The sequence below is a fragment of the Streptomyces sp. LZ34 genome (genome assembly GCF_053890475.1).
This window is the reverse complement of sequence record NZ_CM132680.1, coordinates 586787-602945: the sequence shown is the minus strand read 5'-3', so window position 1 is coordinate 602945 and position 16159 is coordinate 586787. Positions and strand designations below refer to the sequence as shown.

Here is a 16159-nt window from a genome sequence, read left to right as displayed (position 1 = left end):
CCCCGGCCCCCAGCTTTCAGCCAATCACGGAGGTTCCCTTCCCATGCCTGACGACCGGAAGCTCGTCGACTACCTCAAGTGGGTCACCGCCGATCTGCACCAGACCCGTCAGCGGCTGGAGGAGGTCGAGGCGGGCAAGCAGGAACCCGTCGCGATCGTATCGATGGCCTGCCGCTACCCGGGCGGGGTGTCGTCGCCCGAAGACCTGTGGCGACTCGTCATCGGTGAAGGTGACGGCATCTCCGGCTTCCCCACCTCCCGCGGCTGGGATCTGGACACGCTGTACGCCCCGGACCGGGACCCTCGCGGGAACACGAGCTATGTGCGTGAGGGAGGCTTTCTTCACGAGGCGGGGGAGTTCGACCCGGGGTTCTTCGGGATCTCGCCGCGTGAGGCGCTGGCGATGGATCCACAGCAGCGGCTGCTGCTGGAGACCTCGTGGGAGGCGATCGAGCGGGCCGGAATCGACCCGCTCACGCTCCAGGGCAGCCGCACGGGTGTCTTCGCCGGAGTGATGTACCACGACTACGGATCCGGCGCGGAGTTCCCCCAGGAGACGATGGCCTTTCTGGGCACCGGCACCGCGGGCAGCGTGATGTCGGGCCGGATCTCCTACACCCTGGGGCTCGAAGGCCCTACGGTGACGCTGGACACCGCGTGCTCGTCGTCGCTGGTGGCCCTGCATCTCGCGGCTCAGGCGCTGCGCGGTGGCGAGTGCGCCCTGGCGTTGGCCGGTGGTGTGACGGTCATGGCCACCCCCGGCCCCTTTGTTGACTTCAGCGCGCAGGGGGGTCTGGCGGCCGACGGCCGGTGCAAGTCCTTCTCCGAGAGCGCTGACGGGGTGGGCTGGTCCGAGGGTGTCGGCATGCTGGTGCTGGAGCGGCTGTCGGACGCACAGCGCAACGGCCATGAGGTGCTGGCCGTCCTGCGAGGCTCCGCGGTGAACCAGGACGGTGCCTCGAACGGGCTCACGGCGCCGAACGGCCCGTCCCAACAGCGGGTCATCAAGCAGGCGCTGGCCGGCGCCGGGCTGTCCGCCACGGATATCGACGTCGTCGAGGCGCATGGCACCGGTACCACGCTGGGCGATCCCATCGAGGCACAGGCGCTGCTCGCGACGTACGGTCAGGACCGGGACGGGCTGGACCCGGTCCTGCTGGGCTCGATCAAGTCGAACATCGGCCACACCCAGGCCGCCTCCGGTGTCGCCGGTGTGATCAAGATGGTCATGGCGATGCGACACGGCACGCTGCCTGCCACCCTGCACCTTGACGAGCCGACCTCGCATGTGGACTGGTCAGCGGGTGCGGTGAAGCTGCTGGCCGAGCGGACCGAGTGGCCAGAGACCGGGCGTCCACGCCGCGCGGCGGTGTCGTCGTTCGGTATCAGCGGTACGAACGCGCACACCATCATCGAGCAGGCCCCGACGGTGGAGGCCGGAAGCGACACGGCCACGCCGACCGCGACCCCCGGCGTGCTGCCGGTGGTGGTGTCCGGAAAGACGGTGGGTGCGCTGCGCGCACAGGCGGCGCGCATCGCCGAGCGTCTGGACGAGGACCCGGGCGCCCGTCTTGTCGATGTCGTGTTCTCGCTGGCCACCACGCGATCGGCGTTCGAGCGTCGGGGTGTGGTGCTGGCCATGGACCGCGCCGGTGCCGCTGAGGGGCTGCGCGCGCTCGCCCAGGGCACCTCCGCGCCGGGACTGCTCAGCGGGGCAGCGCGGTCGGGCGGTGGGCTCGGAGTGTTCTTCTCGGGGCAGGGCAGTCAGCGGGCGGGGATGGGCCGGGAGTTGTACGGGCGGTTCCCGGTGTTCGCCGAGGCTCTGGATGAGGTGTGTGCACGTCTGGACCGGGAGCTGGACCGGCCGTTGCGGGAGGTGATGTTCGCCGAGCCCGGGTCGGTCGAGGCCGGTTTGCTGGATGAGACGGGGTGGACGCAGCCCGCGTTGTTCGCCCTCGAGGTGGCGCTGTTCCGGCTGGTGGAGTCGTGGGGGATCACGCCGGACTCTCTGGCGGGTCATTCGATCGGTGAGATCGCGGCGGCGCATGTGGCGGGGGTGTTCTCGCTGGCGGACGCGTGCACGCTGGTGGCGGCGCGGGCCCGGCTGATGCAGGGGTTGCCGCCGGGCGGGGCGATGGTGTCGCTTCAGGCCACCGAGGACGAGGTCGTTCCCTATCTGACGGCTGAGGTGTCGGTCGCGGCGGTCAACGGGCCGCGTTCGGTGGTGGTCGCGGGCGATGAGGCGGCGGTACTGGAGGTCGTGGCCCGGTTCGAGGCCGAGGGGCGTAAGACCAAGCGGCTGGCGGTCAGCCATGCCTTCCACTCCCCGTTGATGGATCCGATGCTGGGTGAGTTCCGGCGTGTGGTGGAGGGACTGTCGTTCGAGGCGCCCCGGGTTCCGTTCGTCTCGAATGTGACCGGTGAGGTGGCGTCGGCGGAGTTGGTGTGCACGCCGGACTACTGGGTGCGGCATGTGCGGGAGACCGTCCGGTTCGCGGACGGGGTGGCCGCGCTGAGCGCGGCCGGGGTGACCGCGTTCCTGGAGGTCGGCCCCGACGGCGTGCTCTCCGCCATGACCCAGGACAGCCTGCCCGACCAGTCGGATGACACGGTCGTCATCCCGTCCCTGCGCAAGGGCCGTGAGGACGAGGCCGCCCTGGTCGAGGCGCTGGCCAGGCTGCACATCGCCGGCGTCGAGCTGGACTGGGCCGCGTTCCTCGCCGGGACCGGGGCACAGCGGGTGGACCTGCCCACGTACGCCTTCCAGCACGAGCACTACTGGCCGAACGCGCTGGTGAGGACCGGTGACGCCACCGGCTTGGGACTCATGTCCGCCGAACACCCGCTGCTCGGCGCGGCCATCGGCCTGGCGGACTCCGGCGGCGTGCTGTTCACCGGCCGACTGTCGGTGCGATCGCACCCGTGGCTGGCCGATCACGCCATCGGCGGTGTGGTGCTGTTCCCCGGCACCGGCTTCCTGGAGCTGGCGATCCGCGCCGGGGACCAGGTCGGCTGCGCACGGATCGAGGAATTCACCCTGGCCGAGCCGCTGGTGCTGGGCGAGCGGGACGCGGTCGCCGTCCAGCTGTGGGTAGGGCCGGCCGATGACTCGGGCCACCGGGACATACACCTGTACTCACGTCCTGCCGACGCGGTGGAGCAACCATGGGTGGAACACGCCTCCGGCGTGCTGGGCGTGGAGGAGCGGACCGCGGAGTTCGACGCGTCCGTATGGCCACCCGAGGGAGCCGTCGCCCTGGACCTGGACGGCTTCTACGAGCGGTTCGCCGAGGGCGGGTTCGGCTACGGCCCGCTGTTCCAGGGGCTGCGGGGGGCCTGGGAGCGCGGCGACGAGGTGTTCGCCGAGGTGGCTCTGCCGGAGCAGGTGGCGGACGCGGAGTCGTTCGGCGTGCATCCCGCACTGCTGGACGCGGCCTTGCACGCGGTCTCGTTCGTGGATCTCGGGGAGCCGGAGCGTGGCATGCTGCCGTTCTCATGGAACGGCGTGTCTCTGCACTCAGGAGGGGCCTCCGTACTGCGAGTACGGCTGGCCAGGTCCGGCGCCGAATCGGTGTCCCTGACCGCTGCCGATGGCGTCGGCGCGCCGGTCATCTCGGTCGGGTCGCTGGCGCTGCGCCCGGTGACCGCCGATCAGATGGCCGGCTCCGGTACGGCGCGACAGGACTCGCTGTACCGCCTGGAGTGGGTGTCGACACCCGCGCTGACCTCCCCCATGGACGCGGTCGCAGCCTTGGACGTGGCCGAGCTGAGCACCGATGTGGCGTCCCTGGAAGGCAGCCCCGACCTCGTCGTCGTGGCACTCGACCCCGTTGATTCAATCGCCACTCCCGACGCCGTGCACGAGGTCACGGCACGGGTACTGGGCCTGATCCAGGACTGGCTGGCCGAGGCCCGGTTCGCCGACTCCCGTCTCCTCTTCGTCACCCGGGGAGCCATCGCGGCCGACGACGGTGCGACGGTGACCGATCTGGGCGGGGCCGCGGTGTGGGGGCTGGTGCGCTCGGCCCAGTCCGAGCACCCGGGACGGTTCCTGCTCGTCGATGTCGACCACCGCGAGACCTCCATGTCCGCGCTGCCCGCGGCACTCGCCTCGGGCGAGCCCCAGGTCGTGGTGCGCGACGGCATCGTACGCACCGCCCGGCTCGCCAGAATGGCCACGGGGACCAACCTGATGCCTCCGGCGGGTACGCCGTGGCGGCTGGACAGCGGGCAGCGGGACAGGCTGGACAACCTCGCCCTGCAAACAGCCCCGGAGGCCGCCAGGCCGCTGGCGGCCGGCGAGGTCCGGCTGTCCGTACGGGCCGCGGGGCTCAACTTCCGCGATGTACTCAGCGCCCTGGGCATGTACCCCGGAGAGGCCGTGCCGATGGGCGGTGAGGCGGCCGGTGTGGTCGTCGAAACCGGCCTCGAGGTGAACGGGCTGCGCGTCGGCGACCGGGTGATGGGCCTGGTGCCCGGTTCCTTCGGCCCCCTCGTCACCGTGGACCAGCGTGCGCTGGTGAGGGTCCCTGACGCGTGGTCGTTGGAGGATGCCTCGGCGGTGCCGCTGGTGTTCTTGACCGCGTATTACGGCCTGGTGGATCTGGCGGGGTTGTCGGCGGGTGAGTCGGTGCTGGTGCATGCGGGTGCCGGTGGTGTGGGTATGGCGGCGGTTCAGCTGGCGCGGCATCTGGGTGCGGAGGTGTTCGCGACGGCGAGTGAGGGCAAGTGGGACACGTTGCGCTCGCTGGGGATCCCGGACGACCACATCGCCTCGTCCCGTACGGCGGGCTTTGAGGAGCGGTTCCTCGGGGTGACCGGTGGTCGGGGTGTGGATGTGGTGCTCAACTCGCTCGCGGGGGAGTTCATCGACGCGTCGGTGCGGTTGCTGCGGTCGGGTGGCCGGTTCCTGGAGATGGGCAAGACCGATATCCGCGACGCGGAGACGGTGGACGGTGACTACCGGCCGTTTGATCTGGCGGAGGCCGGTCTCGACCGGACACAGGGGATGCTGGTCGAGCTGATGGAGCTGTTCGAGGCGGGTGTGCTGCGGCCGCTTCCGGTGACGACCTGGGATGTGCGGCGGGCGCGGGACGCCTTCCGTTACATGAGCCAGGCCAGGCACACGGGCAAGATCGTGCTGACCATGCCGCGTGAGTGGGACCCCGAGGGCACCGTGCTGATCACCGGGGGTACGGGCGGTCTGGGGAGTGTGCTGGCTCGGCATGTGGTGGCTGCGCATGGGGTGCGGCATGTGGTGTTGACGAGCCGTCGTGGGTTGGATGCCCCGGGTGCGGTGGAGTTGCGGGGTGAGTTGGTGGCGCTGGGTGCCGAGGTGTCGGTGGTGGCGTGTGATGTGTCGGACCGGGATGCGGTGGCCGGGTTGCTGGCCGGGATTCCGGCGGAGCACCCGTTGACCGCGGTGGTGCATACGGCGGGTGTGCTCGATGACGGTGTGGTGGAGGCGCTGACTCCGGAGCGGCTCAGCACCGTGCTGCGGCCGAAGGTGGACGCCGCGTGGCACCTGCATGAGCTGACGCGCGATCTGGATCTGGCGGCGTTTGTGGTGTTCTCGTCGGTGGCGGCTTCGATGGGTGCTCCGGGGCAGGCGAATTATGCGGCGGGTAACGCGTTCCTGGATGCGCTGATGGCGCGTCGGCGAGCGGAGGGGTGCGCGGGGCAGTCGCTGGTGTGGGGGCCGTGGGCGCAGGACAGCGGGATGACCGGTGTTCTGAGCGAGGCCGACCTGCAGCGGATGAGCGCGGCCGGACTCCCGGCCATCAGCGCCGAGCAGGGCATGGCCCTCTTCGACGCCGCCACCGCACTGCACGACGCGATGGTCGTACCCGTACCGCTCGACCTCTCGGTCCTGCGGTCGCGCGGCGAGGTGCCGGGCCTGCTGCGTGGGCTTGTCCGGCCGACACGGCGTACGGCGGCCGCGGCGCTGCCCGCCTCCGGCGCCGCCGCCGACCTCACCCGGCGCCTGGCGGGGCTGCGGGGCGGCGACCGGGTCCAGATCCTGGTGGATCTGGTGCGCGCCGAAGTCGCGTCCGTCCTGGGGTACGCGTCACCGGACGCGGTGGAGATCCGGCGGGAGTTCCGCGAGCTGGGCTTCGACTCACTGACCGCGGTCGAGCTGCGCAACCGGCTGAACACGGCCACCGGGCTCCGCCTGCCGTCCACACTCGTCTTCGACTACCCGACGCCGGCCATACTGGCCGACTTCCTGGTGGCGGAACTGGTCGGAACGGACAGTGCCGTCGCCGCCCCCGTGGCCGGGGCGGTCCGTACGGACGACGACCCCGTGGTCATCGTGTCCATGGCCTGCCGCTACCCGGGCGGGGTCCTCTCGCCCGAGGATCTGTGGAATCTGGTGCTCGGCGAGGGCGACGGCATCTCGGAGTTTCCGACGTCTCGTGGGTGGGCCCTGGAGTCGCTGTACGACCCCGACCGCGATCGCCGGGGCACCAGCTATGTGCGGGAGGGCGGTTTCCTGCACGAGGCGGGGGAGTTCGACGCGGGCTTCTTCGGGATCTCGCCGCGTGAGGCGCTGGCCATGGACCCGCAGCAGCGGCTGCTGCTCGAGGTGTCCTGGGAGGCCGTCGAGCGGGCCGGAATCGACCCGACCTCACTGCGGGGCAGCCAGACCGGCGTCTTCGCCGGAAGCCTGCACCACGACTACGCGTCGGGGCGCCTCGAATTCCCGCCGGACGTGCGTGGCTTCCTCGGCACCGGTACGGCCGGCAGCGTGATGTCGGGCCGGATCTCCTACACGCTGGGCCTGGAGGGCCCGGCGGTCACAGTCGATACCGCATGCTCGTCATCCCTGGTGGCCATGCACCTCGCGGTGCAGGCCCTGCGGTCGGGAGAGTGCTCCCTCGCGCTGGCCGGTGGCGTGACGGTCATGGCCACGCCCGGCCCTTTTGTCGACTTCAGTGCCCAGGGCGGGCTTGCCAGGGACGGCCGGTGCAAGGCGTTCGCGGAGGGCGCCGACGGAACCGGCTGGTCGGAGGGCGTCGGCATGCTGGTGCTCGAGCGGCTGTCGGACGCGCGGCGCCATGGGCACCAGGTGCTTGCGGTGGTGCGGGGTTCGGCGGTGAATCAGGATGGTGCGTCGAATGGTCTGACGGCGCCGAATGGTCCGTCGCAGCAGCGGGTGATCCGTCAGGCGCTGGCGAACGCCGGGCTGGCGGCCGCGGATGTGGACGCGGTGGAGGCGCATGGCACCGGCACCACGCTGGGCGACCCCATCGAGGCGCAGGGACTTCTCGCCACCTACGGACAGGGCCGCGAACGCCCACTGCTGCTCGGGTCGGTGAAGTCGAACATCGGGCACACCCAGGCGGCGGCCGGTGTGGCCGGTGTGATCAAGATGGTCATGGCCATGCGGCACGGTGTGCTGCCCAAGACGCTCCACGTGGACGCGCCGTCCTCGCATGTGGACTGGTCGATGGGGGACATCCAGCTGCTCACCGAGTCCGCGGAGTGGCCGGAGCACGGCCGCCCGCGCCGGGCCGCGGTCTCGTCCTTCGGCCTCAGCGGCACCAACGCCCACACCATCATCGAACAGGCCCCGCTGCCCGAGGAGCCGTCCTCCGCTGACATGCGGCCCGAGCCCGCAGTGACCCCTGCTGCCCTGCCGTGGGTGGTGTCGGCGAAGACGGCTGCGGCGCTGCGTGGCCAGGCGGTCAACCTGTCCTCCCACGTGGAGGGCCACCCCGAGGCGACGCCGGCCGACATCGGCTACTCGCTGGTGTCCACGCGGTCGGTGCTGGAGCACCGGGCGGTGGTGGTGGGCGGTGACCGTGAGGAGCTGCTGTCGGGTCTGCGTGCCCTGGGCGATGACGATCCCGCGGCCGCGGTGGTGCGCGGGGTCGCCGATGTCGAGGGGAAGTCGGTGTTTGTCTTCTCGGGGCAGGGTTCGCAGTGGGCGGGTATGGGGGCCCGGCTGTTGGAGGAGTCTCCGGTGTTCGCGGAGCGGTTGGGGGAGTGTGCCGCGGCTCTGGCGCCGTTTGTCGACTGGTCGTTGATGGATGTGGTGCGGCAGGTCGAGGGTGCTGTGTCGTTGGAGCGGGTGGATGTGGTGCAGCCGGTGTCGTGGGCGGTGATGGTGTCGCTGGCTGCGGTGTGGCGTTCTTGTGGTGTGGAGCCGGATGCGGTGGTGGGTCACTCTCAGGGTGAGATCGCGGCGGCGTGTGTGGCGGGTGCGCTGTCGCTGGAGGACGGCGCGCGGGTGGTGGCGTTGCGGAGTCAGGCGATCGCGGGTCGGCTTGCGGGTGCTGGGGGTATGGCGTCGGTGCCGCTGCCGGTTGCCGAGGTGGAGTCGCGGTTGGAGCGCTGGGCCGGCCGGGTGTCGGTCGCGGCTGTCAACGGGCCGCGGTCGGTGGTGGTGTCGGGTGACCGGGAGGCGCTGGACGAGCTGATCGAGGAGTTGACGGGCGAGGAGGTGCGGGTGCGGCGGATCGCCGTGGACTATGCCTCGCACTCCGCTCATGTCGAGGAGCTTCGTGAGGAGTTGTTGGCGGAGCTCGCGCCGGTCGCCCCGCGCGCGGTGGAGGTTCCGTTCCTGTCCACGGTGACCGGTGAGTGGCTTGAGGGCGGTGAGCTGGACGCCGACTACTGGTACCGCAATCTGCGGCAGACGGTGGGCTTCGAGCCGGCGGTGCGGGAGCTGCTGGCGGGGCGTCATCGGGTGTTCGTCGAGGTCAGCGCACATCCGGTGCTGACGGTCGGGGTGCAGGAGACGGTCGACGATGTCGATGTGACCGCTGTGGTCGCGGGCACTTTGCGCCGGGACCAGGGCGGGAGTGACCGGTTCCTGGCCTCGCTGGCGGAGGTCTTCGTCCGTGGCGGCGCCGTCGACTGGGGGAGTGTGTTCGCGGACACCGGCGCCCACCGCGTCGACCTGCCCACCTACGCCTTCCAGCACGAGTTGTACTGGCCGAACGCCTCCATGCGGGTGGGCGATGTCACCGGCCTGGGCCAGGTGGCCGCCGGACACCCGCTGCTCGGCGCCGCGGTGGAGCTGGCCGACGCGGGCGGGGTGCTGTTCACCGGCCGTCTGTCGCTGCGGTCGCACCCTTGGCTGGCCGACCACGCCGTCGGCGGTGTGGTGCTGTTCCCGGGGACCGGTTTCCTGGAGCTGGCGATCCGCGCCGGGGACCAGGTGGGCTGCGACCTGGTCGACGAACTCACTCTGCTCGCGCCACTGGTCCTGGGGGAGCGGGACGCCGTCGCCGTCCAGCTGTGGGTAGGGGCGCCGGACGAGACCGGCCGTCGCACCGTGAACGTATACTCGCGTGCCGCCGAAGCCGCCGAGCAGCCGTGGCTGCGCCACGCCACCGGCGTGCTCGCCCAAGGGGAGCGCACGGCGCGGTTCGACGGAACCGTATGGCCGCCCGAAGGCGCGGTCGTCGCCGACATGGAGGACTTCTACGAGCGGCTCGCCGACGGCGGGTTCGTCTATGGACCGCTCTTCCAGGGGCTGCGGGCGGTGTGGCGGCGCGAGGACGAGGTGTTCGCCGAGGTCGCTCTGCCCGAGCAGACGGGCAGCGACACCGAGTCGTTCGCGATGCATCCGGCCCTGCTGGACGCGGCCCTGCACGCCGTGTCGTTCGTGAACCTCGAAGCTGCCGAGGGGGGACGTCTGCCCTTCTCCTGGAGCGGTGTGTCCCTGCACGCCACGGGCGCCTCCATGCTGCGCGTCCGTCTGACCCGGCGGGACGCGGAGTCGGTCTCGCTGGCGGCCGTGGACACCGACGGCGCCCCCGTGGTCTCGGCGGACTCGCTGGTGCTGCGCCCGGTGTCGGCCGAACAGCTGGCCGGTGCCCGAGCCGGTGAGGAGGATTCACTGTTCCGCCTGGAATGGGTCCCCATCCAGGTCGATACGGCGGCGTCCGGTGCCCTCGACATCGTGGAACTGACCGCGGAGGAGGCCACGGACCCGGAGTCGCTGGAGACGGTGCCGGAGGTGGCGACGGTCGCCTGGGGATCGGCCGACTTCCCCTCGGCGGCCGAAGCGGTGCACGAGGAGACCGCGCGGGCGCTTCGGCTCATTCAGAACTGGCTGGCCGACGACCGGCTCCGGGGCTCCCGGCTGGTCTTCGTCCTGCGCGACGCCGTCGCCGTCGAGTCGCCGGACATCGTGGCCGCGGCCGTCTGGGGACTGGTGTCCAGCGCCCAGAGCGAGAACCCCGGACGGTTTGTGCTCGTGGACGCCGCTTCCCCGGACGAGGTACGGACAGCGCTGGCGTCCGGAGAGCCTCAGGCCGTGGTACGCGACGGCGGCGTATGCGTCGGCCGACTGGCCCCCGTGACCTCGCGTGGCTCGCTGCTGCCCCCGGCCGGGGGAGCGCCGTGGCGGCTGGACAGTCGGCAGAAGGGCAGCCTGGACAATCTCGAACTGCTCGGCTTCCCGGAGGCGGCCGGACCGCTGGCCCCCGGGCAGATCCGGGTGGCCGTACGGGCCGCCGGCGTCAACTTCCGGGATCTTCTCAACAGCCTCAACGCACTGGGTGCCTTCCAGGACAAGGTGGGGCCGCTCGGCAGCGAGGCGGCCGGTGTGGTCGTGGAGACCGGCCCCGAGGTGACCGGGCTGCGCGTCGGCGACCGGGTATTCGGACTGGTCGACGGCGCCTTTGGGCCCCTCGCGGTGGCCGCTGAGCAGGCGATGACCCGGATGCCGGAGGGCTGGCGGTTCGAGGACGCCGCGTCCGTCCCGGTCGCGTTCCTGACCGCGTATTACGGCCTGGTGGATCTGGCGGGGTTGTCGGCGGGTGAGTCGGTGCTGGTGCATGCGGGTGCCGGTGGTGTGGGTATGGCGGCGATTCAGCTGGCCCAGCATCTCGGTGCGGAGGTGTTCGCGACGGCGAGTGAGGGCAAGTGGGACACGCTGCGCTCGCTGGGGATCCCGGACGACCACATCGCCTCGTCCCGTACAACGGACTTCGAGGAGCGGTTCCTCGAGGTGACCGGCGGGCGGGGCGTGGACGTGGTGCTCAACTCGCTCGCAAGCGAGTTCATCGACGCGTCCGCGCGGCTGCTGCGCCCGGGCGGCCGATTCATCGAGATGGGCAAGCTGGACATCCGCGACGCCGACAGTTTCACCGACGCGACGTACATCTGGTTCGACCTGGTCGACGCGGGCCCTGAGCGCCTACAGAGCATGCTGGTCGAGCTGATGGAGTTGTTCGAGGCGGGAACCCTTCGGCCGCTTCCGGTGACGACCTGGGATGTGCGGCGGGCGCGGGACGCCTTCCGGTGCATGAGTCAGGCCAGGCACACGGGCAAGATCGTGCTGACGATGCCGCGTGAGTGGGACCCCGAGGGCACTGTGCTGATCACCGGGGGTACGGGCGGTCTGGGGAGTGTGCTGGCTCGGCATGTGGTGGCTGCGCATGGGGTGCGGCATGTGGTGTTGACGAGCCGTCGTGGGCTGGATGCTCCGGGTGCGGTGGAGTTGCGGGATGGGTTGGTGGCGCTGGGTGCCGAGGTGTCGGTGGTGGCGTGTGATGTGTCGGACCGGGATGCGGTGGCGGGTGTGCTGGCGTCGGTTCCGGCGGAGCATCCGCTGACGGCTGTGGTGCATGCGGCGGGTGTGCTGGACGACGGTGTGGTGGGGGCGCTGACTCCGGAGCGGCTCAGCGCCGTGCTGCGGCCGAAGGTGGACGCCGCGTGGCACCTGCATGAGCTCACCCGCGACCTGGACCTGGCCGCCTTCGTGACGTTCTCCTCGCTCGCCGGGGTGATGGGCAACGCGGGTCAGGCCAACTACGCCGCCGCCAACGCCGCCCTCGACGCCCTGGCCCGCGGGCGCCGGACGGCGGGGCTCGCCGGCCAGTCGCTCGTATGGGGCCTGTGGGCCCATGAAAGCGGCATGACCGGCAAGCTCACCGACGCCGACATCCAGCGCATGAGCGCCGCCGGCCTGCCGCCGATCAACGGCGAGGAGGGCATGGCCCTCTTCGACGCGGCGACGTCCTGCGACGAGCCGGTGGTGGCGCCCGTACGTCTGGACCTCGCCGCGCTCCGTGCGCAGCCCGAGGTGCCGAGCCTGCTGCGCGGGCTGGTCCGCACCACCCGCCGTGCGGCGGCAGCGGCATCGGTGTCCGCGTCGGGTGCGGCGGCCGCGCTCACCCGGCAGCTGGCGGCAGTGGCGGAGTCCGAGCGCGCACCCGTCCTGGTGGACCTCATCCGTGGCCAGGCGGCCGCGGTCCTCGGACATGCCTCGGCCGAGGCCGTCGAAGCGCGCCGGGAGTTCCGCGAGCTCGGCTTCGACTCACTGACCGCCATTGAACTGCGCAACCGGCTGAACACGGCCACCGGGCTGCGCCTGCCGTCCACACTCGTCTTCGACTACCCCACTCCGATCGTCCTCGCGGAGCATCTGCTCTCGGAGCTCGTGGGCCAACGCGGCGAGGTGGTGGCCCCTGTCGCCGCGACATCCGGATCCATGGACGACCCGATCGTGATCGTCGGGATGAGCTGCCGCTACCCGGGCGGGGTCCGGTCGCCCGAGGACCTGTGGCGGCTGGTCGCCGAGGGCCGGGACGCCATCGCCGAACTCCCCACGGACCGCGGCTGGCAGGTCTACGGCGACCTCGCCTTCGAGGGCGGTTTCCTCTACGACGCCACTGAGTTCGACGCAGGCTTCTTCGGGATCTCGCCGCGTGAGGCGCTGGCGATGGACCCGCAGCAGAGGCTGCTGCTGGAGACCTCGTGGGAGGTCTTCGAGCGCGCCGGCATCGACCCGGCCGGCCTGCGCGGCACCGACACCGGTGTCTTCATCGGCGCCGCCAGCGGCGGCTACGTGCCGCCGGAGGAGTCCCGCGGCCATCAGATGACCGGCCTGCTGACCAGCGTCGCGTCCGGGCGGCTGTCCTACACCTTCGGCCTCGAAGGCCCGGCGCTGACGGTGGACAGCGCGTGTTCGTCGTCGCTGGTCACCATTCACCTGGCGGCGCAGTCGCTGCGCTCGGGCGAATGCTCCTTGGCGCTGGCGGGCGGGGTGACGGTGATGGCCACCCCGGCGGCCTTCGGGGAGTTCGACCAGCACGGTGGGCTCTCCCCGGACAGCCGCTGCCGCCCGTTCGCCGACTCGGCCGCCGGAACAGGCTGGTCGGAGGGTGTCGGCCTGGTCATCCTGGAGCGGCTGTCGGACGCACGCCGCAATGGGCACGAGGTGCTTGCGGTGGTGCGGGGTTCTGCGGTGAACCAGGACGGTGCGTCGAATGGGTTGACGGCGCCGAATGGTCCGTCGCAGCAGCGGGTGATCCGTCAGGCGCTGGCGAACGCCGGTCTCGGCCCGGTGGATGTGGACGCGGTGGAGGCGCACGGTACGGGGACCACGCTGGGTGACCCGATCGAGGCGCAGGCGCTGCTCGCCACCTACGGGCGGGACCGGGAGCTGCCCCTGCGGCTCGGCTCCATCAAGTCCAACATGGGACACACCCAGCTGGCGGCCGGTGTCGCCGGTGTGATCAAGATGGTCATGGCGCTGCGGCACGGTGTGCTGCCCAAGACGCTCCATGTGGACACGCCGTCGACCCATGTGGACTGGTCGGCGGGCGCGGTCGAGCTGTTGACCGAGCCGATGGAGTGGCCCGAGACCGGGCGTCCGCGCCGGGGTGGTGTCTCCGCGTTCGGTGTCAGCGGCACCAACGTGCACGCCATCCTGGAGCAGGCACCACAGCTTGCCGAGCCGAAGCCGGCTGACCCCGGCCTTCCCGCCGTGACCCCTGCTGCCCTGCCGTGGGTGGTGTCGGCGAAGACGGCTGCGGCGCTGCGTGGGCAGGCGGTCAGGCTGCTGGCGCAGGTGGAGGCCGGCCAGGAGCTGAGGCCCATGGATGTGGGCTACTCGCTGGTGTCCACGCGGTCGGTGCTGGAGTACCGGGCGGTGGTGGTGGGCGGTGACCGTGAGGAGCTGCTGTCGGGTCTGCGTGCCCTGGGCGATGACGATCCCGCGGCCGCGGTGGTGCGCGGGGTCGCGGATGTCGAGGGGAAGTCGGTGTTTGTCTTCCCGGGGCAGGGTTCGCAGTGGGCGGGTATGGGGGCCCGGCTGTTGGAGGAGTCCCCGGTGTTCGCGGAGCGGCTGGGGGAGTGCGCTGCTGCGCTTGCGCCGTTCATCGACTGGTCGTTGATGGATGTGGTGCGGCAGGTGCCGGGTGCTGTGTCGTTGGAGCGGGTGGATGTGGTGCAGCCGGTGTCGTGGGCGGTGATGGTGTCGCTGGCGGCCATGTGGCGTTCCTGTGGCGTCGAGCCGGATGCGGTGGTGGGTCATTCCCAGGGTGAGATCGCTGCTGCCTGTGTGGCGGGTGCGCTGTCGTTGGAGGATGGCGCGCGGGTGGTGGCGTTGCGGAGTCAGGCGATCGCGGGTCGGCTTGCGGGTGCTGGGGGTATGGCGTCGGTGCCGCTGCCGGTGGCCGAGGTGGAGTCGCGGTTGGAGCGCTGGGTCGGCCGGCTGTCGGTCGCGGCTGTCAACGGGCCGCGGTCGGTGGTGGTGTCGGGTGACCGGGAGGCGCTGGACGAGCTGATCGAGGAGTTGACGGGCGAGGACGTACGGGTGCGGCGGATCGCCGTGGACTACGCTTCGCATTCTGCTCATGTCGAGGAGCTCCGTGAGGAGTTGTTGGCGGAGCTCGCGCCGGTCGCCCCGCGCGCGGTGGAGGTTCCGTTCTTCTCCACGGTGACCGGTGAGTGGCTCGACACCACGGGCATGGACGCCGATTACTGGTACCGCAATCTGCGGCAGACGGTGGGCTTCGAGACCGCCGTCCGGGAGCTGCTGGCCCGGCGCCACCGCGCGTTCATCGAGGTCAGCGCGCATCCGGTGCTGACCGTCGCGGTCCAGGAGACGGTCGACGATATCGACGTGACCGCTGTGGTCGCGGGCACTCTGCGCCGGGACCAGGGCGGCAGTGACCGGTTCCTGGCCTCGCTGGCGGAGGTCTTCGTCCGTGGTGGCGCCGTCGACTGGGGGAGTGTGTTCGCGGACACCGGCGCCCACCGCGTCGACCTCCCCACCTACGCCTTCCAGCGACAGCGCTACTGGCCCTCCGAGTCCACGCGGACAGGCGATGTGACCGCCGCCGGTCTGGTGTCCCCGGAACATCCCCTGCTGGGAGCCGCCGTGGAACTGGCGGACTCCGAGGGCCTGCTGCTCACGGGCAGCCTGTCGCTGCGGTCGCACCCCTGGCTGGCCGACCACGCCGTCGGCGGTGTGGTGCTGTTCCCGGGGACCGGTTTCCTGGAGCTGGCGATCCGCGCCGGGGACCAGGTGGGCTGCGACCTGGTCGACGAACTCACCCTCGCGGCACCCCTGGTGGTGCCGGAGCGCGAGGCGGTCGCGGTCCAGCTGCGGGTGGGCGCACCGGATCCCTCCGGCCGCCGCAGCCTCAGCGTGTACTCGCGGCCCGCGGACGCGGCCGAGCAGCCGTGGTTGCAGCACGCCACCGGTGTGCTGGCACACGGTGGGCGGACAGCCGACTTCGATGCCACCGTGTGGCCGCCCACCGGCGCGGTCGTCGCTGACACGGAAGGGTTCTACGAGCGGTTCGCCGAGGGCGGCGTCGCATACGGCCCGGTGTTCCAGGGGCTGCGCGCGGTGTGGCGGACCGAGGACGAGGTGTTCGCCGAGGTCGCGCTGCCGGAGCAGGTGAACGACGCCAAGTCGTTCGCGATGCACCCGGCCCTGCTGGACGCGGCGCTGCACGCCGTATCGTTCGCCGACCTCCCGGGGTCGGACCCGGAGTCGGAGCGGGGCCGGCTGCTGTTCTCGCTGAGCGGTGTCTCCCTGCACGCCAACGGGGCCTCCGTGCTGCGGGTGCGGCTGGTCCACGACGCCACCGGGTCGCTGACCCTGGCCGCGGCCGACCCGGCTGGTGCGCCCGTCATCTCGGTCGAGTCCGTGGCCATCCGCCCGGTGTCCGCCGAGCAACTCGCCACCGGCCACAGCGGCGACCGCGACCACGAGTCGCTGTACCGGCTGGACTGGGTGGTGGCCCCGGCCGTCCCGCAACCCGACGGCGAGCTGGACGTGGCCGAGCTGGACTTCGCCGGTTCGGCCACGGACGCGCTCGCGCACCTGGCGTCTCTGGAGTCGGTGCCGGACGTGGTGACGGTCGAGGTCGGCGCCACCGGCCTCACCGGCTCCGCCGAGTCC

1 protein-coding gene (only partly in view) is annotated in these 16159 nt (G+C 71.4%); it reads left to right on the top strand.

What is annotated here, in order from left to right:
* Positions 1–43: 43 nt before the first annotated feature.
* Positions 44–16159: the start of a type I polyketide synthase gene (locus ACWY4P_RS02105; RefSeq protein WP_456208358.1), read on the top strand. It continues 16458 nt past the right edge of the window; 16116 of the gene's 32574 nt are visible here — the first part of the coding sequence; it begins with the start codon at positions 44–46; its stop codon lies off the right edge, out of view.